Origin of the sequence: Sphingomonas sp. Leaf10 (assembly GCF_001421245.1) — a bacterium.
Taxonomy (GTDB): domain Bacteria; phylum Pseudomonadota; class Alphaproteobacteria; order Sphingomonadales; family Sphingomonadaceae; genus Sphingomonas.
Map to the genome: position 1 here is coordinate 332786 of NZ_LMKE01000001.1, position 23967 is coordinate 356752.

21 protein-coding genes are annotated in these 23967 nt (G+C 66.5%); 6 read left to right on the top strand and 15 right to left on the bottom strand.

Features of this window, described 5'->3' with window-relative positions:
• The first annotated feature begins 53 nt into the window (after positions 1-53).
• Positions 54-806, top strand: coding sequence for a prepilin peptidase (locus tag ASE59_RS01625; protein WP_056451339.1), 753 nt, complete (start codon positions 54-56; stop codon positions 804-806).
• On the opposite strand, the gene ASE59_RS01630 is transcribed toward ASE59_RS01625, so the two are convergent.
• Together ASE59_RS01630 and gntA are read right to left on the bottom strand one after the other, a co-directional pair.
• Complete coding sequence (locus ASE59_RS01630) at positions 803-1390, bottom strand: DUF1989 domain-containing protein (RefSeq protein ID WP_156359819.1); 588 nt, start codon at positions 1388-1390, stop codon at positions 803-805. The genes ASE59_RS01625 and ASE59_RS01630 overlap by 4 nt on opposite strands.
• Positions 1387-2073, bottom strand: coding sequence for a guanitoxin biosynthesis heme-dependent pre-guanitoxin N-hydroxylase GntA (gene gntA / locus ASE59_RS01635; RefSeq protein WP_056451341.1), 687 nt, complete (start codon positions 2071-2073; stop codon positions 1387-1389). The genes ASE59_RS01630 and gntA overlap by 4 nt, the downstream gene beginning before the upstream one ends.
• 166 nt (positions 2074-2239) lie before the next feature.
• On the opposite strand from gntA, the gene ASE59_RS01640 reads away from it, so the two are divergent.
• Positions 2240-2638 (top strand): MarR family winged helix-turn-helix transcriptional regulator, encoded by a 399-nt coding sequence (locus ASE59_RS01640; RefSeq protein ID WP_235515601.1) that lies wholly within the window; start codon positions 2240-2242, stop codon positions 2636-2638.
• 1 nt (position 2639) lies between these two features.
• On the opposite strand, the gene ASE59_RS01645 is transcribed toward ASE59_RS01640, so the two are convergent.
• Positions 2640-3644 (bottom strand): YihY/virulence factor BrkB family protein, encoded by a 1005-nt coding sequence (locus tag ASE59_RS01645; protein ID WP_235515602.1) that lies wholly within the window; start codon positions 3642-3644, stop codon positions 2640-2642.
• 198 nt (positions 3645-3842) lie between these two features.
• Between ASE59_RS01645 and ASE59_RS01650 the strand changes: the two genes are divergently transcribed.
• Together ASE59_RS01650 and ASE59_RS01655 are read left to right on the top strand one after the other, a co-directional pair.
• Positions 3843-5993: an autotransporter assembly complex protein TamA gene (locus tag ASE59_RS01650; RefSeq protein WP_235515603.1), complete on the top strand. Its 2151-nt coding sequence runs from the start codon at positions 3843-3845 to the stop codon at positions 5991-5993.
• The gene (locus ASE59_RS01655) at positions 5993-10219 is read left to right on the top strand and encodes a translocation/assembly module TamB domain-containing protein (protein WP_056451348.1); all 4227 of its coding nucleotides are present in this window, start codon (positions 5993-5995) and stop codon (positions 10217-10219) included. Before ASE59_RS01650 ends, ASE59_RS01655 begins: the two co-directional genes overlap by 1 nt.
• 379 nt (positions 10220-10598) lie before the next feature.
• Here the strand turns inward: ASE59_RS01655 and ASE59_RS01660 are convergent, their stop codons facing one another.
• Positions 10599-11759 (bottom strand): endo-1,4-beta-xylanase, encoded by a 1161-nt coding sequence (locus ASE59_RS01660; protein ID WP_056451350.1) that lies wholly within the window; start codon positions 11757-11759, stop codon positions 10599-10601.
• Complete coding sequence (locus tag ASE59_RS01665) at positions 11756-12982, bottom strand: MFS transporter (RefSeq protein ID WP_056452667.1); 1227 nt, start codon at positions 12980-12982, stop codon at positions 11756-11758. Before ASE59_RS01665 ends, ASE59_RS01660 begins: the two co-directional genes overlap by 4 nt.
• A 209-nt stretch (positions 12983-13191) precedes the next feature.
• Between ASE59_RS01665 and ASE59_RS01670 the strand changes: the two genes are divergently transcribed.
• The gene (locus tag ASE59_RS01670) at positions 13192-15330 is read left to right on the top strand and encodes an alpha-glucuronidase family glycosyl hydrolase (protein WP_056451352.1); all 2139 of its coding nucleotides are present in this window, start codon (positions 13192-13194) and stop codon (positions 15328-15330) included.
• Between the two features lie 181 nt (positions 15331-15511).
• Here the strand turns inward: ASE59_RS01670 and lexA are convergent, their stop codons facing one another.
• From lexA to ASE59_RS01700, 6 genes are all read right to left on the bottom strand, one after another.
• Positions 15512-16174 carry a transcriptional repressor LexA gene (lexA, locus tag ASE59_RS01675; RefSeq protein ID WP_056451354.1) on the bottom strand — a complete coding sequence of 221 codons (663 nt, stop codon included), beginning with the start codon at positions 16172-16174 and terminating at the stop codon, positions 15512-15514.
• Positions 16175-16227: 53 nt separating this feature from the next.
• A complete protein-coding gene (locus ASE59_RS01680; protein ID WP_056451357.1) occupies positions 16228-17406 on the bottom strand; it encodes a molybdopterin molybdotransferase MoeA in 1179 nt (392 codons plus the stop codon).
• 178 nt (positions 17407-17584) lie between these two features.
• Positions 17585-18052, bottom strand: a complete 468-nt coding sequence (moaC, locus tag ASE59_RS01685; protein ID WP_056451359.1) for a cyclic pyranopterin monophosphate synthase MoaC — start codon at positions 18050-18052, stop codon at positions 17585-17587.
• Entirely contained in the window at positions 18049-18825 is a 777-nt protein-coding gene (trpC, locus tag ASE59_RS01690) for an indole-3-glycerol phosphate synthase TrpC (RefSeq protein WP_056451361.1), read from the bottom strand. The genes moaC and trpC overlap by 4 nt, the downstream gene beginning before the upstream one ends.
• Entirely contained in the window at positions 18822-19814 is a 993-nt protein-coding gene (trpD, locus tag ASE59_RS01695; protein ID WP_056451363.1) for an anthranilate phosphoribosyltransferase, read from the bottom strand. Before trpD ends, trpC begins: the two co-directional genes overlap by 4 nt.
• Entirely contained in the window at positions 19811-20395 is a 585-nt protein-coding gene (locus ASE59_RS01700; RefSeq protein WP_056451365.1) for an anthranilate synthase component II, read from the bottom strand. Before ASE59_RS01700 ends, trpD begins: the two co-directional genes overlap by 4 nt.
• Positions 20396-20504: 109 nt before the next feature.
• Here ASE59_RS01700 and ASE59_RS01705 point away from each other — a divergent pair, with 109 nt between their 5' ends.
• Positions 20505-20909: a hypothetical protein gene (locus ASE59_RS01705; RefSeq protein ID WP_056451367.1), complete on the top strand. Its 405-nt coding sequence runs from the start codon at positions 20505-20507 to the stop codon at positions 20907-20909.
• A gap of 4 nt (positions 20910-20913) precedes the next feature.
• Here the strand turns inward: ASE59_RS01705 and ASE59_RS01710 are convergent, their stop codons facing one another.
• The 4 genes from ASE59_RS01710 to ASE59_RS01720 all read right to left on the bottom strand — a co-directional run bounded on the left by ASE59_RS01710 (position 20914) and on the right by ASE59_RS01720 (position 23929).
• Positions 20914-22047, bottom strand: a complete 1134-nt coding sequence (locus tag ASE59_RS01710) for a GGDEF domain-containing protein (protein ID WP_056451369.1) — start codon at positions 22045-22047, stop codon at positions 20914-20916.
• Positions 22048-22119: 72 nt separating this feature from the next.
• Complete coding sequence (locus tag ASE59_RS18920; RefSeq protein WP_082458013.1) at positions 22120-22281, bottom strand: DUF2256 domain-containing protein; 162 nt, start codon at positions 22279-22281, stop codon at positions 22120-22122.
• Complete coding sequence (aroB, locus tag ASE59_RS01715; RefSeq protein ID WP_056451371.1) at positions 22281-23381, bottom strand: 3-dehydroquinate synthase; 1101 nt, start codon at positions 23379-23381, stop codon at positions 22281-22283. The genes ASE59_RS18920 and aroB overlap by 1 nt, the downstream gene beginning before the upstream one ends.
• Entirely contained in the window at positions 23378-23929 is a 552-nt protein-coding gene (locus ASE59_RS01720; protein WP_056452671.1) for a shikimate kinase, read from the bottom strand. Before ASE59_RS01720 ends, aroB begins: the two co-directional genes overlap by 4 nt.
• Positions 23930-23967: the final 38 nt, after the last annotated feature.

Below are 23967 nucleotides of genomic sequence, written 5' to 3' on the forward strand. Positions count from 1 at the left end.
AGGGGCAAGACCGCCGCCTCGCAAATACTGGGAATAGCCGATAGGGGCGGGCGATGCTCGCCGCGCTCCCCTCGATTGTCTGGCCGATCCTGCTCGGTGTGCTGGGGGCGGTGTTCGGCAGTTTCATCGCGACGCTCGCCATCCGTTGGTCGCAGGGCCGGTCGGTCGCGGTCGGACGATCGTCGTGCGACGGGTGCGGCCGGACGTTGCGCCTGTGGGAACTGGTGCCGCTGGCGAGCTTCGTCACGCTGCGTGGGCGATGCAGCCGTTGCGGTACGCGGATCGCGCCGAGCCATGTCGTGACCGAACTGCTCGGTGCGGCGATCGGCGTCATCGCGGGTCTGGTCGCCCCGGGGTTCGAAGGTGTCGCCGGTGCAGTGTGCGGCTGGTTGCTGCTCGCATCGGGCGCGGTCGATCTTGCCGCCTTCTGGCTCCCCGATCGCCTGACTATCACGCTCGCCATTGCTGCGCTGGTTGGTGGGATTGCTGGTGCTGCGCCCGATCTGACCGAACGGCTGATCGGTGGGGCGGGGGGCTTTGCCGCGCTATGGCTGGTCGCAGCGCTCTATCGAAACATTCGTGGTCGAACAGGGCTGGGCGGCGGCGACCCGAAACTGTTCGGCGCGATCGGCCTGTGGCTCGGTTGGCGCGCCTTGCCGATCGTGCTGCTGATCGCATCGCTGGCCGGGCTGGCGGTCGTGCTGGTCATGGCCGCTACCGGTCGACGCCCTAGCGCAACCGACCGACTGCCGCTCGGCACGCTGCTGGCCGGTGCCGCCTTCCTCTGCTGGACGCTCTCCGCCTAAGCCGCCTCGACCCGATATTCGATCGGCTTGAAGCTTCCGCCATTCGATGCCGGCGCCGAACAGGCGGTCAGCCCGATCACCAGATCCATCGCCGCGCGAAAGGTGATCGTATCGCCCGCCTTGCTGATCGGCGGCAGCACGCTCAGCTTCCCCGTCGTGCCGTCGACCGGTACGTTCATGAAGCAGTTGAACGCCACCGGTATCCGGTCCGGCTGCACGCCATAGGGTTCGAGCGCCGCCGCCAGATTGCCGAAACACCCGCGATGCGGCGGCAGGTCGGGATAGAAATGATGGAAGGTGTCGTAAGAGCAGGGCGTCAGTAGGAAATCATGCGTCCCGACCATGTCGTCGACGATCTCCAGCATCACCCGGCTGCGATTCGAATATAGCTTGTGCCCGGTCGTCAGCCGGATCGTCTCGGCATAGTCCAGCGTCCGCCCGGACGAGATCACTTCGTCGAGATCGTCGGCGTTGAATGCCAGCAAGTCGGCGACCTGACATCCGCGCGGATCGACCACGATCAGCGTCTCACCCTTGCCCAGACGAAATGCGGTGCCCGACCGTTCGGGGATGACGACGTTCACTTCGCTTCCCCGGAATAGTGGAATGGGCACGCCCAGCGATCGTCGACGTGCCGTCCGCTATATTGCCGCGCCTCGCTCGCCGCGCCGTGCTGTGCCAGCATCGGGTTGCGACTGCCGGCTAGCGCCTCGTCCCGCACGAGGATCTTTTCGCGCATCGTCTCATATTTGCCCTCGGCGCGCAGCCGCTCGAACTGGTCATGCAGGTTGAACACCAACGTCGGCCGATCGAACCGCCGTGCCGGCCGGCTGGCGCGCGGGTGCAGTCCGACGATGAAGAATGCCTCGCCGCCGAAGCTCAGCGAGAAATGCGGATTGTCGGGATCGGCGCTCACCCGCGCATCATAATCCTGCCCGCGCCACACATCCTTGTCCGACAGCGACTGGACCCGTTGCCACAGCGCATGTTCGAACTCGGCCTCGCTCAAATCGCCCGGCCCATCGAAAATGACGGCGAAGCTGCGATACATCGCCCGGTCGCGGCGATAGCTTTCCGCCAGCCGCATCAGCGCGTCGTGAATGCGGACATCGTCCCATGCACTGTCGATTCGCGAACAGGCCAGCACGTCCAGCGTACCCTTCGCCATTGCCGATTTGGCCCCGACACAGGGGAAGGCGCGGTCGGCGACATGGCCGAACAACATCGCCTGCAGGCGATCCTGCGCTTCGTGTTTCCAGTTGAACATTGCGGAGATCCCGGCCCGGTTATTGGATGGACAGTACGTTTCGCCCCTGACACCGGTTCCGCGCCCGTTGACGGGCGGCGACGGGGCGGCAACAATCCGGTCCGTGAACAAACGACTGCTTCTCGACGACTTTCTGCCGTATCGGCTGTCTATCGCATCGAATCGCGTGTCCGACGCGATCGCATCGACCTATCGATCGCTGTTCGGCCTGCGTATTCCCGAATGGCGGTTGGTCACGGTCATCGCTGAAAGCGACGGAATCACGCAGCAATCGCTATGTGTCGCGACCCGCATGGACAAGGTGACGGTCAGCCGCGGGGCGATCGCACTGGTCGATCGCGGGCTGGTCGAACGGCGCGCCAACGATGGCGACCAACGCTCGCATTTGTTGCGGCTGACCCCCTCGGGCCGCGCGCTGTACGAACAGGTCGCGCCCAAGGCGTTGCTGATCGAGCAGGAATTGTTCGCCTCCTTCACCGCGAAGGAGGTCGAAGTGTTGCGCGACATGCTCGAACGGGTACAAAGTGCAGCCGACGCGATGGAGCAGCGCACGCTCGAACCATAGGTCAATACCGGTCGCGGCGCGGTTTGGCCTGATGCTTGGTCGGCAGCGTGTCGGCCAGCCGTGCGCCCCGTCGCCCCATCGGCCGGGGATGCCCGACCGTCGAATCGACCGAGGTCTGTCGCTCCGCCTCCGCATTGATCTCCGCGCCGATCAGGATCGCGAAGCTCGACACGAACAGCCACATCAGCAGCACCACTACCGCGCCAAGCGCACCATAGGTCGCGTTGTAATTGGCGAAGTTGGCTGCATAGACGCCGAACAACACCGTCGCCAGCAACCACAGCACGGTAGCGGCGACCGACCCGACCGACAGCCAGCGCCACCGCGCCCGTGCCCGATCGGGGCCGTAGCGGTACGCAAAGGCGATCGCCGCGCTGGCGATGCCGCCCGCGACCAGCCATGTCGCACCCTGAATGACGATGGCACCAGCGGTTCCCAGGAACTGTGTCTCGTTGCGGATCCAGGTCAGCACGCCGGCCGAGACGATGCCGACCAGCGCGGCGACGATCGCAGCCATGGTGATCATCGCCGACAACAGCGTCGTGGTGATGATGTTGCGCTCGTCCTCTTCTTCGTAAATCACGTTCAGTGCCTGGATGATCGCGCTAGCCGCCCGCATCGCGCCGTAGATCGACAGCAGCAACGCGACGGCGAGGCCGAGGCCCGCTTGGGTCGAAGCGGTCGTCACGACCGCGATGAGCTGGTCGGAGATCAATCGTGCGGCGTCTGCCGGCACCAGTTCGAAAATCGTCTGCATATGCCGCGATACGGTCGACGGATCGGCGACCAGGCCATAGGTCATCACGATCGCGCCCAACAGCGGCACGAACGACAGGAACGCGTAGAAGGCGACACCTGCCGCCATCAGCGTCAGATTGTGATAGCCAACCATCGTGTAGACACGGATCAGGATCGCGCGCCACGCCGGCCATGGGTGCGCCCATGGGTGGGGCGACTGGCTGCCTGGAATGGTGGCTGGATCGATCTGCGTTGCGGTGTCGGTCACACTATTCCCCTTGGCTCCCGGCACCAACGCGTTGCGCTTTGGAGGGATGCAGAGGAATTTCCATATGAACCAAATCATTGGTTCCGCGTTTCTCGACATGCCGAGGGTTGTGCACTGCAACGTTCGCGACAAGGGGACGGGGACGGAACGTTGGGGGATTTTAGCGCGCGGACGATCTGTATGTTGCTGGCGGGAACGATGACCGCCCCGGCCGCACTGGCCCAGACAAGCCCGACCCTGCCAACGCCCGTTACCACGCCGGCCAAGCCGCAGGATCAGGCCGCCGATGGCGCGATCGTGCCCGAACCCGAATTCGAAGCAGCGCTGCCGACGCTGTCGGGGGATATCAACGCGCCGCTCGAACCGATGTCGGGTTTCGACGCGCCTGCCGCTCCCACGCCCCAGACCACGATGCCCCAGACCGCGACGCCGCCTGCCGCGACTACACCGACCGCGCCTGCGACCGAGGCCTCGGTCCCGGCCGAAACCCTGCCCGATGCGGTGCTGCCCGAGGCGCCCGAACTGGCGCAACCGCTGACGCCGCTCTCGTCGTTCGATGTGACCCCGGTCGAGGTCGCCGGCGTCGATGACAAGCGCGCCGTCGAAATCCGCTACGACACTGTCATTCGCGGCCTGGACGATATCGATGGCACCGCGCAGTTCAAGGCGCTGTCATCCTTGCAGGAAGGCAAAGGCAAGGCGGCGAACGCGACGATGGTGCAGGCCCGCGCGCGGGAGGACGAACAGCTTGCGATCCGGATCATGCGGGCCAAGGGCTATTATGACGGCACCGCGACCTCGGCGATCGAAAATCCCCCTGGCGAACGCATCCGCGCCATCGTCACCGCCATTCCGGGAAAGCAGTTCACCCTCGGGTCGATCCGCGTCGACACCCAGCCGACCGTCCCGCCGAATCTCGTGCAGCGCGAATTGCCGCTGAAGGTCGGCGATCCGGTCGATGCCGAACGGATTCAGGCGGCGGAGGCGAATGTCAGCCTGAAGCTGCCGCAACAGGGCTATCCCTTCGTCGAGGTCGGGCAGCGCGATATCCTGCTCGATGACACCGCCTATACCGGTGCCTACACCCTGCCGGTGACGACCGGGCCGCGATCGTCGTTCGGCACCTATTCGACCACCGGCAAGCTGGCGTTCGATGCCGAGCATGTCGGCGTGCTGGCGCGGTTCAAGGAGGGCGAACTCTACGACAATCGCAAGGTCGACGATCTGCGCGCCGCCCTGGTATCGACCGGGCTGTTCTCCAGCGTCTCAGTCGAACCGCAGCGCACCGGGCAGCTTGCGCCCGACGGCACCGAATATGTGAACTTGCTGGTGCGGCAGGATGCTGGCCCGCCACGGACGCTGGCGGGGGAGGCGGGCTATGGCACCGGGCAGGGCGTCCGCCTCGAAGGGTCGTGGACCCATCGCAACCTGTTCCCGGCCGAGGGCGCGCTGATCGTGCGCGGCGTCGCGGGGACGCAGGAACAGGGCGCGGGCGTGACCTTCCGCCGCTCCAACGCCGGTCGTCGCGACCGGACGTTCCAGATTCTCGCCAATGCCAGCCGCAATAATTATGACGCGTTCGAGGCGTTCACCGGCACGCTCGGAATCCGCTGGTCCTATGACTCGACGCCGATCTGGCAGAAGCGTTTTACCTACGCCTATGGCGCCGAACTGATCGGCACCAACGAAGACACCTACGACTTCGACGTCGGCGGCCGTCGTCGCAAGACCTATGGCATCTCCGCGCTGCCACTGTTCGCCGGGTTCGACACGTCCGACAATCTGCTCAACCCGACCAGGGGCTTCCGTCTGAAACTGAACGTAAGCCCCGAAGCGTCGGTGCAGGGCGCCGCCCGCCCGTACGGCCGGTTCATGGTCGAGGGTACCGGCTATTACCCGATCGGCGAGAGCATCGTCATCGCCGGCCGCGCCCGCGCCGGATCGATTCAGGGCATCGCCCGCGACGACCTTGCCCCCTCGCGGCGCTATTACGCCGGCGGCGGCGGATCGGTGCGCGGCTTCGGCTTCCAGGAACTGGGCCCCCGCACGCCCGAGGTCGATGAGGACGGCAATAGCCTGAACCGTCCGATCGGCGGGCGCAGCCTGAACGAATTCGCGATCGAGGCGCGCTACCGCTTCGGCAATTTCGGGATCGTGCCGTTCCTCGATGCCGGGCAGGTCTATGAATCGAGCTTGCCCAAGGGCTCGGACCTCCGCTTCGGTGCCGGTATCGGCGGCCGGTTCTACACCAATTTCGGGCCGCTACGCGTCGATGTCGCCACGCCGATCGCCCGGCGGCCGGGTGAATCGAAGATCGCCCTCTACATCTCGATCGGGCAGGCCTTCTGATGACCGACGCCGAACTGCCCGCCGCCGACACCGTCGTCGTCCGCGACCGCCCGCTTTGGCTCCGCATCCTCAAATGGATCGGCATCGCGATCGTCACGCTGCTGCTGCTCGTCGTCGTGCTGGTGTTCGCGCTGAACACCGGACCCGGGCGAGGCTTCCTCGTCAGCAAGCTCGACGGCTACACCACCGCCTCCGGCCTAAAGGTCAATATCGGCCGCATCGACGGATCGCTTTACGGCGCGATGACCATCCGCGACCTGCGGTTGAGCGACACGCGCGGCGTCTTTGCCGATTCGCCCGCCATCGCACTCGACTGGCGGCCGTTCGCCTTCGCCAACAGCCATGTCGATATCCGCAGCCTGACCAGCCCGCTGGTCCGCTACGCCCGCAATCCGGTGCTGAAGGATACGCCGCCTGGCGACCCGAACGCGCCGCTGCTGCCCGATTACGATATCGACGTGAACCGCCTGCGCGTCGACCGGATCGAGGTCGGCCCGGCCGTCACCGGCCAGCGCCACATCGCCCGCCTCGACGGCGAAGTGCATATCGCCGATCGCCGTGCGCAAGTGACCGCCAATGCCGCGACCATCGCCGCACCGGGCGTTGCCGGCGGCGACAGCGTTGCGCTGAAACTCGACGCCGTTCCCGACGACAATCGCTTCGACATCGACGCCCGCATCCTCGGTCCCGCCAACGGCATGATCGCGAGCATGGCCGGCCTTACCGCGCCGATCGCTGCGACGATCGACGGGCAGGGCGACTGGAACAACTGGCGCGGCCGACTGGCAGGCACGCTCGGCGGGCAGCAGCTTGCCGATCTGGGGGTGACCGGTCGCGATGGCCGCTTCACCGTGCGCGGCTCGACCCGCCCGGGGCTGATCCTGCAGGGGCCGGTCGAACGGCTGACCGCACCGCGCCTCGACGTCGCGATCGATGCCGCGCTTGCCGATCGCAAGGCCGATACCCGTATCCAACTCCGTTCGAGCGCGCTCGCGGTCAACGCCGCCGGCCTGCTCGATCTGGGCAACAGCCGCTTCGGCAATTTCCGCACCGAAGCGATGCTGCTGACCCCCGGTGCGATCCTGCCCAACCTCAACGGCCGGTCGGTCCGCGCCGCTGTCGTCCTCGATGGCGGCTTCGGCACCCCGACCGTCGATTACAAGGTACAAGCCGCCGCGCTCGGCTTTGGCGAAACCGTCGTCGAACAACTCTATGCCGAGGGTCGCGCGACTGTCGATGCCAACCGCATCCTGATCCCGATCGCCGCAAAGGCACGGCGCATCACCGGCCTGAACGCAGCGGTCGGCGGGCTGGTCACGAACGTTTCGATCAACGGCGACCTCGCCCTTTCGGGCGATCAGGTGCTGTCCGACAATCTCCGCATCCGTTCCGACCGGATCGATGCCACCGCGATCGTCGCCGCCAACCTGACCACCGGCCGCTATACCGGCGCGATCAAGGGGCGCATCAACGATTATGAGGTCGCCAGCGTCGGCATCCTCAACCTGTCGACCGACGCCAGCCTCTATGCCGCCCCGAACGGCGGCTTCGGCATCAAGGGGCGCGTCGTGGCCCAGACCACGCGCCTGTTCAACGAAGGGGTGCGCAACTTCCTCGGCGGCAATGTCTCGACCATCCGCGTCGATGTCGGCGTCGCGCCGGACGGGATTATTACCTTCTCCAACCTGCGGATGAACGCGCCGCAGTTCCGCATCACCAACGGATCGGGTCGATATGACCCGGCCGGGCCGCTGCTGGTCAATGCCGATGCCTATTCGACGCAATATGGCCCGCTATCGGCGCGGGTGACCGGATCGGTCGCCGCCCCGCAGGTGTTGTTGCGCGCGGCACGTCCGGGCGTCGGCGTCGGCCTCGTCAATCTCGAAGCGCGGATGCGCGGGCAGGGCGATCGTTATGCGATCCAGGCGACCGGCGGCACCGACTACGGCCCGTTCCGCGCCGATGTGCTGGTGTCGACCGCACCGCGCCTCGTCGCCGATATCCGCTCCGCCACCTTTGCCGGCGTCAATATCGACGGCCGGGTCGAGGCAACGAATGCGGGGCCGTTTGCCGGCCGGATCAACTTCGCCGGATCGGGCATTGCCGGCATCGCCCGCCTGTCGGCGCAGGGCCGCTACCAGCGCGCTGATGTGAACGCACAGGCATCGAACGCCGCGATTCCCGGCAATATGGGCATCCGCATCGGCCGTGCGATCGTCACTGCCACCGCCGTGCTGTACGATCAGCCCGAAATCGTTGCCGATGCACAGGTCGCCAACCTGTCGATGGGCGACTTCCTGCTCGAACGCAGCCGCGCGAAGATCAACTATCGCGGCGGCAACGGCACGGCACAGATGTTCGCCGAAGGGTCGTCGGGCGTGCCGTTCCGCGTCGCCGCCAATGCCCGCCTGCGTCCGAACGACTATCTGGTTGCGTTGCAGGGTGTCGCGAATTCCATCCCGTTCAGGACGGTCAATCCGGCGCGGATCGTCGCGGCACCCGGCGGCTATCGCCTGTACCCGACGCGCATCGATTTTGCGCAAGGCTCGATCCGTGCCGCCGGCGTCTATGGCAACGGCATGTCGGTCCAGACGCGGCTCGACCGGCTCGACCTGAGCATCATCAACGCCTTCATGCCCGGCACCGGCATTGGCGGCACCGCGACCGGCAGCCTCGATTTCGCGCAGGCCGCCGACCAGAGCTTCCCGCGCGCCGACGCCCGGCTGACGATCCGCAATTTCCAGCGGACCAGCCTCGCCTCGGTCTCCGAACCGGTCGATATCGTGTTCGCCGGCGATTTGCGGCCGGAGGGCGGCAGCGGGCGGGCGCTCATCCGGCGTGGCACGACCACGGTCGGGCGGATGGTCGCCAACCTGCGACCGCTGCCGCCGGGCAGCGGTTCATGGGTCACGCGGATGCTGGCGGCGCCGCTGTCGGGCGGCATCCGTTATAACGGGCCGGCCGGCGTGCTGTTCTCTTTCGCGGGGCTTGCCGACCAGCAGTTGAGCGGGCCGATCGGTCTCGCCGCCGATTTCGGCGGTCGGGTACAGGCGCCGCAACTGACCGGCGTAGTCCGCGCCAACAACCTGACCTATGAGAATGAGACGCTGGGCACCCGCCTGACCAACCTCGGCATCAACGGCCGCTTCACCAACGACCGGTTCGAACTGACGCAGTTGCGGGCGAAGGCCGGCGACGGCACGATCGCTGCACAGGGTACGGTCGGGCTGGCGTCGAACAGCGGCTTCCCGATCGATATTCGTGCGCAGCTTCGCGACGCGCAACTGGCGCGCAGCGACGCGCTGGGTGCGTCGGCGACCGGCGACGTCCGGATCCAGAACGGACCGGATGGCGGACTGATTTCGGGCGACCTGACCATTCCCGAGGCGCGCTATGAAATCATCCGCCAGGGCGCGGCCGAAGTCCCCGAACTGACCGGCGTCCGGCGCAAGAGCGACGCCAATCGCCCGGCCGCCACCCGCCCGCAGCAGCAGGCGGCATCGGCCGGACTGTTCCGCCTTGCGCTGCGCGTCCGCGCCGACAACCGGCTCTATGTGTCGGGCATGGGGCTGGAATCGGAATGGGAGGCCGATCTGCGCATCGGCGGCACCTCCGCCGCACCGACGATCAACGGCCAGTTGCAACTGGTCCGCGGCACCTATTCCTTCGCCGGCAAACGGTTCGAGGTCGAACGCGGCTTCATCCGCTTCGAAGGGGAAAACTATACCAACCCGGTGATCGACATCGCCGCGACGACCACCGCGGAAGGGGTCACCGCCACGATCAACGTCACCGGCACCGCGCAAGCCCCGCAGATCGCGTTCAACTCGACCCCCGCGCTGGCGCAGGACGAAGTGTTGTCGCGGCTGCTGTTCGGCAGCTCGGTCACCAACCTGTCCGCGACCGAGGCGATCCAGTTGGCCGCCGCGCTCAACTCGCTGCGCGGGTCGAGCGGGGGCGGGCTGAACCCGCTCGGCAAGCTCCGCTCGGCGACCGGCTTCGACCGGCTGCGCGTGCTGGGCGGCGACGAGGCGACCGGCCGTGGCACCTCGCTGGCGGCGGGCAAATATTTGACGGACGACATATATATCGAGATCATCACCGACGCCCGCGGCTTCACCGCCACCCAGATCCAGATCGCGCTGACCCGGACGCTCAGCGTGTTGTCGCAGACCGGATCGTTCGGCGGATCGAATGCGTCGGTGCGCTACAGCCGGGATTATTGATGGAGCGGGCTGGCGCGACGTTCGGCGCGCCGGTCCCGTCGTCCCGGATAAAGTCGAGAGCCATCCACCTTCGGCGCCCCGTCCCTCTCCCGGCGGGAGAGGGAGGGAGCGGCGTAGCCGCGGAAGGGTGAGGGCGACCAAAGCTGGTCGAGTTCAATTGCAGAAGGGCGGTAGGATGGGCAGATCGGCAAGGGAGCCTCACCGCGCGCAGAAACGACCCACGCCTCCGGCGTGACGATAACAGATCGAACCGTTCGTGCTGAGTAGGGGCTGAGCTTGTCGAAGACGCGTATCGAAGCACCCGCCACAGACGGTACTTCGATACGCCATTTGGACAGGCGCAGGGACTACGCAGTAGGAACCATCGCCCCCATAATCCCTATCGCCGCCGAGCAGCCCGCTCCACGCCGCCGGCCAACGCCGCCAGCATCGCCGCACGCAACGGCTTCGCCTTGAAATCCACATCATAGGGGCAGCCGCGGGCGATCGCCCCATCCGGCCTCGGTTCGAACCCGCGCAACCAGCTATACCGGTCGCTCATCCCCCATGCGAGCACGTCTCCGAGCTGCGGATAGGACAGCATGATGTCCAGATAGGCGCGTGCGAAATCCGCCACGCCCTTGTCACGTGGCCCGATGGCTGCTGGCAACCCCTTGTCGCGCACATCGAACTCGGTGATGACCAGCCGGTATCCCATGGCCGTCACCCGGTCGAGGAAGCGACGCCACTCGGGCTCCAGCCGCTTCGCCACCGCGCCTGCATCGGTCGTCGGTTGGAAGAGGCCGATATGCGACTGCACGCCCAGCGTATCGACCGGCGTGCCACGGCGGCGGAATTCTTCCAGCAGTGTCAGCACTCCGGCACGGTGCTTCGCATTGCCGTCTTCCCAGCTCATATAGTCGTTATAGACTAGCTCGGCATGCGGTGCCGCGGCGCGTGCGGTACGGAACGCGTGGTCGAGGACGTTCGCCGTGCCACCCATCGCCCGCGACAGCGATGTTTCGCGCAGCCCCCCCGTATCGGGATCGACCGCTTCATTGACGACGTCATAGCTCTCGATCTTGCGGCCATATCGTTTGGTCACGGTATCGATATGCTGGTCGAGGATATGCGCCGCCTCGGTCGCGGGACGCTGTCCGAAATCGTGGCTGTTCAGCCATGCCGGGAACCACTTCGAATAGGCCCAAAGCAGCGTGTGCCCGCGCAGCGCGAAACCGTTCGTCGTCGCCCAATCGACCATCGGATCGAAACGGCTGAAGTCGAACCGGTCGGCGGCGGGGCGGATCGCCTGCCACTTCATCTGGTTCTCGGGGACCAGCATGTCGCAGTCGCGCTTGAGCAGCGCGGCATAGGCCGGGTTGGCGAAGGAACCGGCATCGGCACCCGGCGGACTCCACGCGAAGGCCGATCCGAAGCGGCGTCCCTTGCTGGCGGCGGCGGCCTTCAGGGTATCAGTGGGTGCATCCGTGGCGCGCACCGCGGTGGTGGCGAGGAGGGCGGCGCTGCCCGCGAGCATGTAGCGACGATCGATCATGGTCATGCGACGGCCTTTCCATCAACAGGGGTGTAGTTCGGCACGATCAGGTGGATGACGCCGACGGCGATCAGATAGGCGCAGGCCGCGACGATGAAGATCGGTTGATAGCTGCCGACCGTTTCCAAGATCAGCCCGGCGAACTTCGCCATCAACATGCCGCCGACCGCACCGGCAAGGCCGCCGATGCCGACCACCGACCCCGCCATCCAGCGCGGGAACAGGTCGCCGGGCAGGGCGTAGAGATTGGCCGAGAACCCCTGATGCCCGGCACAGGCAAGACCGATCAGTCCGACCGCGATCCACATGCTCGGTGCATAGACCGCGCCCGCGATCGGCACGGCGCACAGCGCGGCGCAGAACATCGCGGTCTTGCGTCCACGTCCGATCGACATGCCCCGCCCGATCAGCCGGGTGCTCAGCCATCCGCCCGCGACCGAACCGACATCGGCGAGCAGATAGACCGCGATCAGCGGCGGGCCGAATTCCTTCATCGACAGGTTGAACGACTTCGCAAAGAAATCGGGCAGCCAGAACAGGAACGTCCACCAGATCGGATCGATCAGGAACCGCCCGGCGATATAGGCCCAGGTCTGGCGGATGCGGAACATGCGCGCCCATGGCACATGGCGCTGCGGCTCGACCGGATCCGCCTCGATCCACGCCAGTTCCTCGGCCGACAACAACGCTTTTTCACGCGGACGGCGGTAGAAAGCGAACCAGGCCGCCAGCCAGACGATCGACAGCGCACCCGTCACGAAGAACGCCGCCCGCCAGCCAAGGTCCAGTGTCACAACGATAAATGGCACCAGCAACGGCGTCAGCAATGCCCCGACATTCGACCCCGCGTTGAATATCCCGATCGCAAACGCCCGCTCCCGCTTAGGAAACCATTCGTTGGTTGCCGCGATCGCGGCGGGGAAGGTGCCGGCCTCGCCCGCCGCCAGCGGCATCCGCGCGAGGATCATGCCGCTAGTGGAGGTGAAGGCGGTGTGCAGGACGTGTCCGATCGTCCACACGATCATAGCCAGTGCATAGCCGGCCTTCGCCCCTATACGGTCGACGATCCGACCGGCGACGACATAGGCAAGGCCGTAAGCCAGCTGGAAATAGAAGGCGAGATCGGCGTACCCCGTTTCCGACCAACCATATTGTTGGGCAAGGTCGGGCTTGAGCACCGCCAGCACGAGACGATCGACGTAGGACAGCACGACTGCGAAGAACAGCATCGCGCAGACGATCCAGCGGACGCGGCCGGCGGGCTTCGTCAGCGGAGGCAACGGGCTGGCCGAAAACGCGGACGGACCCGCTCGATCTTGTGGATTCAGGGTCATGCACTCTCCGATTCCACGTTCTCAGACGTGGTAGCGCTACCATGGTCGGCATGATATGCCTGTGTCAACGCCGTCGGTCAGACGGGACGCAAAGAGGATGCCGGATGCTGAAATGGTTGGGATGGATCGCGCTGGTCGGCGCGCTATGGGCCGTACCGGCAGAGGCCGAGGACGGGTATGACCTGTGGTTGCGCTATCGTCCGCTGCCGGGAGCACAGGCCGAGACGGTTGCTGCGCAGGTGACCTCAGTCGTGCATGACGAACGCGATCCGACGATCGAGCTTGCTGCCACGGAATTGACGCGCGGGTTGTCGGGACTGACAGGTCGGTCGGTTGCTGCCGGGAATATCGGCGATGGCGCGATCGTGATCGGTACGGCGTCATCGGCACGGATCGCCGCATTGCGATTGCCATTGCAGGGGCTGGGTCGCGAAGGGTTCGTGCTGCGATCCGTCAAGATCGACGGCAAGCGGGTTACGGTCGTTGCTGCGAACAGTCCGGTCGGAGTGCTATACGGTGCGTTTCGGCTGCTGCGGATCGCGCAAACGACGGGCAACCTTGCCGAGGTGGCGGTGGTGGATCGGCCCGGGCTTGGGTTGCGGATGCTCAACCACTGGGACAATCTGGATCGCTATGTCGAGCGGGGTTATGCCGGGCGGTCGCTATGGGACTGGCAGAAGCTGCCGGGTTTTTCGGACCCGCGGTACACCGACTATGCGCGGGCCAATGCGTCGGTCGGCATCAACGGGACGGTGCTGAACAACGTCAACGCGAGCGCCGACATCCTCAAGCCCGAATTCCTGGGCAAGATCGAGAAGCTGGCCGGCATTTTCCGCCCATGGGGCATCAAGGTCTATGTGTCGGCGCGGTTCTCGGCACCGATCGAGATCGGGGGGCTGAAGACCGCCGATCCGCTCGACCCGCAGGTCGCGGCATGGTGGAAGGCGAAGGCCGACGAAATCTATGCCCGCATCCCCGATTTCGGCGGGTTCCTGGTCAAGGCCAATTCGGAAGGACAGCCGGGGCCGGGCGATTACAAGCGCAGTCATGCCGACGGCGCCAACATGCTGGCGGCGGCGGTCAAGCCGCATGGTGGGATCGTGATGTGGCGGGCGTTCGTCTATGCGAACGAGAAGCCAGAGGACCGGGTGCGGCAGGCCTATAGCGAGTTCGAACCACTCGACGGGAAGTTCGCCGACAATGTCATCGTCCAGGTGAAGAACGGGCCGATCGATTTCCAGCCGCGCGAACCGTTCCATCCGCTGTTCGGGGCGATGCCCCGCACCCCGCTGATGATGGAAGTGCAGATCACCAAGGAATATATGGGGTTCGCCACGCACCTCGTGTACCTTGGCACGATGTGGCAGGAGGTGTTGCGCAGCGACACCTATCGCCCGCGCAAGGGCACGACCGTCGCCGACGTCCTCGACACGCCGGTACGCCCTGGCGCGCTGACCGGGATGGCGGGGGTGTCGAACATCGGCACCGACCGCAACTGGTCGGGATCGCAGTTCGATCAGGCGAACTGGTATGCGTTTGGGCGGCTGGCATGGAACCCGGACGACGATGCGCGAGAGATCGCGCGTGACTGGGCGGCGATGACATGGGGGCGGGCGGCGGCGGAGCCGATCGTCGCGATGATGATGCGGTCGCATGAGGCGGTCGTGGATTACATGATGCCGCTGGGGCTGAACCATCTGTTCGCGACGGGGCATCATTACGGGCCGGGACCGTGGGTCGACGATCTGGCGCGCGAGGATTGGAATCCCGTCTATTTCCACAAGGCCGACCGGAACGGCATCGGGTTCGACCGGACGCCGTCGGGCAGCAATGCCGCCTCGCAATATGGCCCGGTGCTGGCCAAGCGGTTCAGCGATCCGAAGGCGGTGCCGGAGAATCTGCTGCTGTGGTTCCATCACATGTCGTGGGACCGGCGGATGGCGTCGGGCAGGACGTTGTGGGCGGAACTGGTCGCGCATTACGACCGCGGTGTGGCCGAGGTCGCGGCGATGCAGGCGCAATGGGCGGCGATGCAGCGACAGGTCGATGCCGAGCGCTTCGCCGAGGTCAGCCAGTTCCTGGCGATCCAGCGGCAGGAAGCGCAGTGGTGGCGTGATGCGTGCATCGCATATTTCGCCGAGGTATCGGGCCGTCCGATCCCGGCCGGAGTGACGCCCCCGCCGCATCCGGCAAGCTATTACAAGGCGATACGGACGCCATGGGCGCCGGGGAACGGGAAGTAATGGCGACGCCCCGCCCGGCGAGAAAGCCGGGCGGGGCGCCAAAGTTCACGAAGTTCACACTCGTACGCAGCTTGTGCGCGGTTGCGATTGGTTCTCAAGAACAGGTCCGCTGGGTGCATTCGCCCTCACCCTTCCGCGGCTTTGCCGCTCCCTCCCTCTCCCAACGCGAGAGGGAATGGGGTTAGTAACGGCGGAGTAGGCCGGCCAGCTTGCCCTGTACGCGCACCTGTTCGGGACGATAGCGTTGCGGGTCGTAGCTGCGATTGGCCGGATCGAGGCGGATCATCGCCCCTTCACGACGGAAATATTTGAGCGTCGCCTCGCTATCCTCGATCAGCGCCACGACGATTTCACCGTCGCGCGCGGTCTCGGTGCGGCGGACCAGCGCATAGTCACCATCGAGAATGCCCGCCTCGACCATCGAATCCCCGGCGACTTCGAGCGCATAGTGATCGCCGGCCCCCAGCAGGGCGGCGGGGACGGGGAGCGTCGCCTGCCCCTCGATCGCCTCGATCGGAACACCGGCGGCAATGCGGCCGTGGAGCGGCAGTTCGACGACGTCGTTCGCCGGCTGCGGCGTGGGGCGTGGGGCGGCGGCCGGCTTGGCCGGCGCCTTTTTCGCGACCGGCCGCTCCGGCATCCGCAACACTTCGAGGGCGCGGGCGCGGTTGGGCAGGCGGCGGATGAATTCGCGTTCCTCCAGCGCCGAAATCAGGCGGTGGACACCCGACTTTGACTTCAGGTCGAGCGCTTCCTTCATCTCCTCGAACGAAGGGGATACGCCGGTCGCGCGCAACCGGTCATCGATGAAGCAGATCAGCTCGTGCTGCTTACGGGTCAGCATGGGGTCCTCCGTCGGAACAGACGTGGAACCAATAGGAAACGTTTTTCTTGCCGTCAAGCGAGTTGCAGGATTTCCGCCGAGTCGCCTGCCTGCGCCGCCGGGGCGTGTGGCGCGCGGATGATAAGACAGTCCGATCGGGCCAGTGTCCGTAACATAGAACTGTCCTGAATAGCGGCGGTCGATGCCTGTCCATCGATCAGGGTCGCGCGCAGATAGTCCTGCCGTGGGCCATTGGCGGGCAACGGGTGGGCAAGCGTCGCGCGGACGGTGCGGGGTAGCGGGTCAGCAGCACCGGCGAGGCGCGCGACGAGCGGCCGGACGAACAGCAGGGCGGTGATGTAGGACGAGACCGGATTGCCGGGCAGTCCGAGCACCGCCGCGTGCCCGAGCGTTCCCGCCAGCATCGGTTTGCCCGGCCGCAGTGCGATCCGCCAGAAATCGAGCGTTCCGCCGGCCGCCGCCAGGGCGGGGCGGACGAGATCATGGTCGCCGACCGAGGCGCCGCCGGTGGTGACCAGCAGGTCGCAATCGACGCCGGCAAAGGCATCCACCAGCGCGTCCATCCGGTCGGGCAGGATGCCGAGGTCGATACGGTCGACCGGCAGATCACCGAGCAGTCCGGCGAGCATCAGTCCGTTGGTTTCAGGCAGTTGGTCGTCGCGTATCGCCTGTCCGGCGGGGATCAGTTCGTCGCCGGTCGCGGCGATGGCGACGCGGACGGGGCGACCGACCGACAGCGTCCCATGGCCGGCGATCGCGGCGAGCGCGGCACGCGCAGGGGTGATGCGCTCTCCGGCCAGGATCAGCAATTCGCCTTCGCGGAAATCAAGTCCGGTGCGGCGGACATTGCCGCCACGCACCGGTCCTTCTCCGGACAGATGCAGGCGGTCGCCGTCGCGCGTCGCCTCTTCCTGTACCAGCACGCAGTCGGTGCCCGCGGGCATCGCTGCGCCGGTGAAGATGCGGGTCGCCTGCCCTTCGGCGACCGTGTCGGGGAAGGCAGCACCGGCGGCGCTTTCTCCGATGACGTCCCACGGGCCGGGCAGATCGTCGAAGCGGATCGCATAGCCGTCCATCGCCGAGAGCGGGCGGGCGGGCTGGGTCCGGCGGGCGATGATGTCGGTCGCGGCGAACCGGCCGATCGTATCGGCGATGGGGAGGGTTTCGGTTTGGATGGCGCGGCCGAGGGCCAGCACGCGGCTCTGGGCTTCGGCGACGGGGAGGAGGGACATTGTTGGCCCTTTCTATGCAGTACGGGATGGCCGATAGGCCAGTGGTCGTGGGCGAGATAGGTTCCTGATGAGCGCGGGCGGGTATGGGTCGGAAAGGGGATGGCGAGGCGTTCCCTCGCAGGCCGACCCACCCCCGACCCCTCCCTTGTCAGGGAGGGGAGCAGTTTGCCGTTGGACGCTAGTCGCGCACCCAATCTCCAGACTTCCCACCCTGCTTTTCCAACAGGCAAATGCCGTCGATCACCATCGCCTTGTCAATCGCCTTCGCCATGTCATAGATGGTGAGGAGTGCGGTGGAAGTCGCTGTCAAAGCCTCCATTTCCACGCCGGTCTTGCCCTCGGTCGCGGCGGTGGCGGTCACGCGGATGGCGTTTGCTTCGAATGCGAAGTCGATCGATGCCTTGGTGAGCGGCAGGGGATGGCAAAGCGGGATCAGGTCGCTGGTACGCTTGGCGGCCATGATGCCGGCAACGCGTGCGACGGCGAGGACGTCGCCCTTCTTCACCAGTCCGTCGCGGATCGCGGTCAGCGCCTCGGTCGACATGGTGATGCGGCCGGTGGCGACCGCGATACGTCGGGTTACCGCCTTGCCGCCGACATCGACCATGTGCGCGCTGCCATCGGCGTCGAGATGGGTGAGGCTCATCCGATCATCGCGCGGGTCGCTGCCTCGACATCGTGGTGCCGCATCAGTGCTTCGCCGATCAGGAAGCAACGGACGCCATGATCGGCCATCGCATCGAGATCGGCGCGGGTGCTGAGGCCGCTTTCGGCGACGAAGGTGCAGCCAGCCGGGGCGTGGCCGACCAGTTCATAGGTTCGATCAAAGCTGACCGAGAAGTCTTTCAGATTGCGGTTGTTTACGCCGATCAGTCGCGATTGTAGTCGAAGCGCGCAATCGAGTTCGGCTCGGTCGTGGACCTCGACCAGCACGTCCATGCCTCGTTCGATCGCTGCCGCCTCGATCTCCGTCATCTGCGCGTCGGACAGCGCGGCGACGATGATGAGGATGGCGTCGGCGCCGAGTGCGCGGGCTTCGGCAACTTGCCACGGGTCGATATTGAAGTCCTTGCGCAGCACCGGCAGGTCGCATGCGGCGCGGGCGGCGACCAGATAGTCGTCGGCACCCTGGAAATAATCGATATCGGTCAGCACCGACAGGCAGGCGGCGCCCCCGGCCTGATAGGCGCGGGCATGGGCGGGCGGGTCGAAATCGGGCCGGATCAGTCCCTTGGACGGGCTGGCCTTCTTGATCTCCGCGATCAGCGCGTGGCCGGGCTTGGCATCCAGTGCGGCGCGGAAGCCGCGCGGGGCGCTTCGTTCGGCTGCGCGGGCGTCGAGATCGGCGATGCTCGCCCTGGCGCTGCGTTGGGCAACTTCTTCACGCTTGGTGGCGAGGATGGTGTCGAGCATCGTCATGCGTAGGCGATCCATTGGTCGAGCAGGCGGTCGGCGGCGCCGGAGTCGATGGTGTCGGCGGCGCGCTCCGCCCCGTCGCGCAGGTCGGTGGCGGCGTCGGCGATGAGCAGCGCGGCAGCGGTGTTGAGCAGGACCGCATCGCGATAGGGTCCCTTCTCGCCCTTCAGCAATGCGCGCAGGGCGGCGGCGTTGTGCGCCGCGTCGCCACCACGGATCGCACTGATCGGGTGGCGGGGCAGGCCGGCATCCTCGGGCACGATGCGGTCGGCCATGGTCATGCCGACGGGGACGACGATGGTCGGGCCGGCGCCGGAGATTTCGTCGAGCCCTTCCTCGCCCGACACGATCAGCGCGGTTTCGGCGCCGAGCAATTCCATCGCCTCGGCATAGACGGTCGCATAGTCGGGGCGGGCGATGCCGATCAACTGACGGGTGGTGCGCGCCGGATTGGCAAGCGGTCCCATCAGGTTGAAGATGGTGCGGCGGCCGATGCGCTGGCGGATCGGGGTGATGCGGCGCATTGCCGGGTGATGATTGGCCGCGAACAGGAAGGCGATGCCGATGTCCCGGAGCGTCGATTCGGCCATCGCGCCGGCGACGGCCATGTCGAGGCCGAGTGCTTCGAGGGTGTCGGCGGCGCCGGCCTTGCTGGACGCCGCGCGGTTGCCGTGCTTGGCGACGGGAATGCCCGATGCGGCGACGACGAGGCTGACGGCCGTCGAGACGTTGAGGGTATGATGCCCGTCGCCGCCGGTGCCGCAGACGTCGATGGCGTTTGCGACAGGCGCGATCGGGATCATGCGTTCGCGCAGCGCCCGGGCGGCCTCGGCGATTTCGATGCTGGTTTCGCCACGGATGGCGAGGTCGGTCAGGAAGGCGGCGATCGCGTCGTCGCCGACCGTGCCGTCGAGGATCGCGGCGAAGGCTTCGGCCGCGCTCTGGTGGCTGAGCGGGGTCGAGGGATCGGGGAGCAGGGTGGTGACGGTCATGCCGGCATCGTCGCGGGGAGGCCCGCGTCCTTCAGGAAATTGGCGAGCATGGCGTGGCCGTGTTCGGTGGCGATGCTTTCCGGGTGGAACTGCACGCCGTGGATCGGCAGGTCGCGGTGGCGGAAACCCATCACGCTGCCATCCGACGCGGTGGCGTTGACGGTCAGGCAGTCGGGAATGTCGGTCACGATCAGCGAGTGGTAGCGGGTGGCGGTGAACGGCGAGGGGAGGCCGGCGAACAGGCCGGTGCCGTCATGCTTGATCGGCGATGTCTTGCCGTGCATCAGCCCGCCGCGCACGACCTTTCCCCCGAAATGCTGGCCGATCGCCTGATGGCCGAGGCAGACGCCGAGCAGCGGGCGCTGCTTCTCGGCACAGGCGGCGACGAGGTCGAGCGAGATGCCCGCCTCGGTCGGGGTGCACGGGCCGGGCGAGATCAGGAACCCCTGCGCATTGCTGGCGACCGCTTCGGCGGCGGTCATCGCGTCGTTGCGTTCGACGCGAACCTCCACGCCCAGCTCCATCAGATAATGGACGAGGTTCCAGGTGAAGCTGTCGTAATTGTCGATGACGAGGATCATGGCACTGCCATAGCGTTCTGTGTCGCGCGTGCAACGTCCCGAAATCTTCGCGCGTTCACCCCCCGCTAATCCATAGCGGCCTTCATGGTGGCGAGCGAGGAGAGTTGCGATGGCGCGTTGGGTTTTGGCGGGACTGGCACTGGCGATTGCGGGACCGGCGGTTGCGCAGGATGCGCCGGCCGATCCGCCGCAACGGGTGCGCAACGCTACCGTCTATGGCGACGAACAATGCCCGAAGCCCGACAGCGACGACGAAATCGTGGTGTGCGCGCGGCTGAACGAGAATGAGCGCTATCGCATCCCCAAGCGCTTTCGCGATCCGCCGTCGCAGCGATCGGCGGATGCAAGCTGGGCACAGCGCGCCGATACCGCGATGGAGGCGGCACGGGCGACGCGGCCAAACAGTTGTTCGGTGATCGGCACCGGCGGTCAGACCGGCTGTACTCAGGCGATGCTGCGCCAATGGTTCGCCGAGCGGCGGCAGCAACAGGCGGCCGAGCGCGCTATCCCCTGATGCGTCAGGCGGGGTCGGTGAGCGTCGCCGACCCCTGATGCCGGCGGACGCCGCCGCCGCCGCGCTTGGCGGCGTAGAGCGCTTTGTCGGCATGGGTGCGGAGTGCCGGGACCGATGTTGCGTCCTCGGGGAAACAGGCATAGCCCACGCTGACGCCTAGCTCGATCGGATCGCCGCCATTGATCCGGTAGCCGCGACCCGAGATCGCACGCGCGACCCGTTCGGCCAGATCCTGAATCCGGGCAGGCGGCTGGTCGGGAACGGCGATCATGAATTCGTCGCCGCCGAGGCGCACGATCAGGGCGGCATCGTCGGCTACTTCGCGCAGTCGTTCGGCAACCGCGACCAGCACCGCATCGCCCACGCCATGGCCATGCAGGTCGTTGACCGGCTTGAATCGGTCGAGGTCGAGGCACAGCAGCGCCAGCGACCGGCCGCCGCCTGTCGTGAAACGCGTCAGCCGCTCGTCAAGGCCGTAGCGGTTGGCGAGTCCGGTCAACGCATCATGGCTGGCGAGGAAGCGATTATGTTCGGCGGCATTGAACGAAGCGGCGGTGATCGTCGTGAAGTTGCGCAGGAGGACGCGGACGCTGGCGAACAGCGGCAGGCAGAGCGGGAGCAGCATCCAGAGCAGCGGAACGCCGGCGCACAGGATGCCGATCTTGAAGGGAATGTCGCACAGCATCACCAGTAGCACCGCCAGACGCGGCGCGGCGTGATTGCGTGCACAAATCGGCGCGACGAGGCCGAGGATGAACGCCGTCACGATGACGATCATCGCCAGATCGCCGGTCAGGGCGATGGCGAAGGCCATCAGTCCCTGCAACGCGCACCAGCCGATGGTAAGCAGAACCGAACGATCGACGGTCGGCTGCGTCCCGGCGCGATAATGCCGCTCGCTCCGCTGGATCGCGCGCAGGCGGAACAGCAGCAGCGCTACCTCGATCGCGGCGAACACCCGGAATTGCGGCGATCCGGTGTGCAGCGCCGCACCGACGGCGATGAAGATGCCCGACAGCGCGCCGATCAGGACGACGCCCGGCGCCGACAACAACGAACCGAGCAGGACCGGACGCGTATCGGCCGGAATGTCGGTCGTGGGATCGACGAGCCAGGCGAGCAGCGAGCGGTTGCTCAATCGCGCCCTTCGTTGATGATCCATGACGCCGACCCCGCAAGATGCACTGGAGACCGGCGGTTTAGCATGGCGCTACTTCGGATCCGTTAACGTGCGCCCCGTGCGCCGGCAGCGGTCCGAACAATAGACGACGTTGTCCCAGTCGCGCTCCCATTTCTTGCGCCACACGAACGGGCGTTCGCAGACCGGGCAGATCTTGCTCGGCAGATCGCGCTTGGCGATGCCTTGCGGCATCAGCGGGGGCAGCGGTTCAGGAAGGCCGCGACCTGTTCGAGATCGACCGAGCGGTCGAGATAGGTCGCGCCGATACCGCGCGCGAGCAGGAAGGGGAGCGTGCCGCCCTCGCGCTTTTTATCATGCAGCATATGCGCGACCAGCGCTTCGCCCGAAGCGGATATGCCGGCGGCGGCCAGCCCGTCGGGCAGGCCGGCGGTGCGCAGATGCGCAGCGACGCGGTCGGCATCTTCGCGAGCGCACAGTCCCTGCTCGGCGGAGTAGGCAAACGCCAGGGCCATGCCGGCGGCGACACCCTCGCCATGCAGCAGCGATCCGTCGAATCCGGCCTCCGCCTCCAGCGCATGGCCGAAGGTATGGCCGAGATTGAGCAGCGCCCGCGTGCCCGTGGTCTCGCGTTCGTCGGCGCCGACGATGCGGGCCTTGGCCGAGACCGAGCGGGCAATGGCGTGGGCACGCGCGGCGGGATCACCGGACAGCAACGCCGCCCCGTTGGTTTCGCACCATGCGAAGAAGTCGGCATCGTCGATCAGGCCGTATTTGACGACCTCGGCATAGCCTGCCCGAACCTCGCGGGGCGGCAGCGTATCGAGGGTGGTCGGGTCGATCAGGACGAGCGCCGGCTGGTGGAAGGCGCCGACCAGATTCTTGCCGGCACGGGTGTTGATCCCGGTCTTGCCGCCGACCGACGAATCGACCTGAGCAAGCAAAGTCGTCGGCACCTGTACGAAGCCGCAGCCGCGCTTCAGGATGGCGGCGGCAAAGCCGACCAGATCGCCGATCACGCCGCCGCCCAAGGCGATGATATGGTCGCCGCGTTCGACTCCCAGCGCGAGCAGCGAATCGAGCAGGCGTTCGAGCGTCGCCCAGCTTTTCGATCCTTCGCCGGCCGGAATCTCGATTGCCTCGCTCGACACGCCCGCTGCCGACAGTGATTCGCGCAGCGTCGCGAGGTGCATCGGTACATTGGCGTCGGCGACGATCACCATCCGCCGTCCGCGCGCGATGGGGCCGAGGTGGTCGCCGGCACGGGCAAGCACGCCGTCCTCGATCACGATGTCGTAGCTGCGGTCGCCAAGGGCGACGGGAATGACGGTCATTGGCCAATGGCTTTCAGGATCGCGGTGACGGTGGCGTCGTGCGGCGCGTGCTGGCTGACGATATGGATCGGCGCAAGGGCGTAGACGGGATTTCGGACCCGGGCGAGTTCGGTCAGCACCTTGTACGGGTTCTTGCCCCGCAGCAGCGGACGCGTGTCGCGGCGACGGACGCGTTCGGCCAGCACCTCGGGCGATGCATCGAGCCAGATCGCCAGCGACTGGTCGAGGATCAGCGACCGCGTCTCCTCCTGCATGAAGGCGCCGCCGCCGGTCGCGATGATCTTGGGCGTGCCGTCGATCAGGCGGGCGATGACGCGGCGTTCGCCGTCGCGGAAATGCGCTTCGCCGAAGCGTTCGAAGATTTCGGTGATGGTCATGCCGGCGGCATGTTCGATCTCATGATCGGCATCGACGAAATCGAGTTTCATGCGCTGGGCCAGACGCCGGCCGACGGTGGATTTGCCGACGCCCATCAACCCGATCAGCACGATCGGGCGCCCGGTCCAGGGCGGCGGCGGTTGGGGGATGGATTCTTGAATTTGCAGCATCGAACGATGGGCTATACAGCCGCCCAACCGATCGGGCA

What these genes read in the sequence shown, in the direction of transcription:
- ASE59_RS01625 (WP_056451339.1), top strand. Translation starts at nt 54, where the DNA reads ATGCTCGCCGCGCTCCCCTCGATTGTCTGGCCGATCCTGCTCGGTGTG.
- gntA (WP_056451341.1), bottom strand. Translation starts at nt 2,073, where the DNA reads ATGTTCAACTGGAAACACGAAGCGCAGGATCGCCTGCAGGCGATGTTG.
- ASE59_RS01650 (WP_235515603.1), top strand. Translation starts at nt 3,843, where the DNA reads ATGACCGCCCCGGCCGCACTGGCCCAGACAAGCCCGACCCTGCCAACG.
- ASE59_RS01655 (WP_056451348.1), top strand. Translation starts at nt 5,993, where the DNA reads ATGACCGACGCCGAACTGCCCGCCGCCGACACCGTCGTCGTCCGCGAC.
- ASE59_RS01660 (WP_056451350.1), bottom strand. Translation starts at nt 11,759, where the DNA reads ATGACCATGATCGATCGTCGCTACATGCTCGCGGGCAGCGCCGCCCTC.
- ASE59_RS01665 (WP_056452667.1), bottom strand. Translation starts at nt 12,982, where the DNA reads ATGCTGTTCTTCGCAGTCGTGCTGTCCTACGTCGATCGTCTCGTGCTG.
- ASE59_RS01670 (WP_056451352.1), top strand. Translation starts at nt 13,192, where the DNA reads ATGCTGAAATGGTTGGGATGGATCGCGCTGGTCGGCGCGCTATGGGCC.
- lexA (WP_056451354.1), bottom strand. Translation starts at nt 16,174, where the DNA reads ATGCTGACCCGTAAGCAGCACGAGCTGATCTGCTTCATCGATGACCGG.
- ASE59_RS01680 (WP_056451357.1), bottom strand. Translation starts at nt 17,406, where the DNA reads ATGTCCCTCCTCCCCGTCGCCGAAGCCCAGAGCCGCGTGCTGGCCCTC.
- moaC (WP_056451359.1), bottom strand. Translation starts at nt 18,052, where the DNA reads ATGAGCCTCACCCATCTCGACGCCGATGGCAGCGCGCACATGGTCGAT.
- trpC (WP_056451361.1), bottom strand. Translation starts at nt 18,825, where the DNA reads ATGACGATGCTCGACACCATCCTCGCCACCAAGCGTGAAGAAGTTGCC.
- trpD (WP_056451363.1), bottom strand. Translation starts at nt 19,814, where the DNA reads ATGACCGTCACCACCCTGCTCCCCGATCCCTCGACCCCGCTCAGCCAC.
- ASE59_RS01700 (WP_056451365.1), bottom strand. Translation starts at nt 20,395, where the DNA reads ATGATCCTCGTCATCGACAATTACGACAGCTTCACCTGGAACCTCGTC.
- ASE59_RS01705 (WP_056451367.1), top strand. Translation starts at nt 20,505, where the DNA reads ATGGCGCGTTGGGTTTTGGCGGGACTGGCACTGGCGATTGCGGGACCG.
- ASE59_RS18920 (WP_082458013.1), bottom strand. Translation starts at nt 22,281, where the DNA reads ATGCCGCAAGGCATCGCCAAGCGCGATCTGCCGAGCAAGATCTGCCCG.
- aroB (WP_056451371.1), bottom strand. Translation starts at nt 23,381, where the DNA reads ATGACCGTCATTCCCGTCGCCCTTGGCGACCGCAGCTACGACATCGTG.
- ASE59_RS01720 (WP_056452671.1), bottom strand. Translation starts at nt 23,929, where the DNA reads ATGCTGCAAATTCAAGAATCCATCCCCCAACCGCCGCCGCCCTGGACC.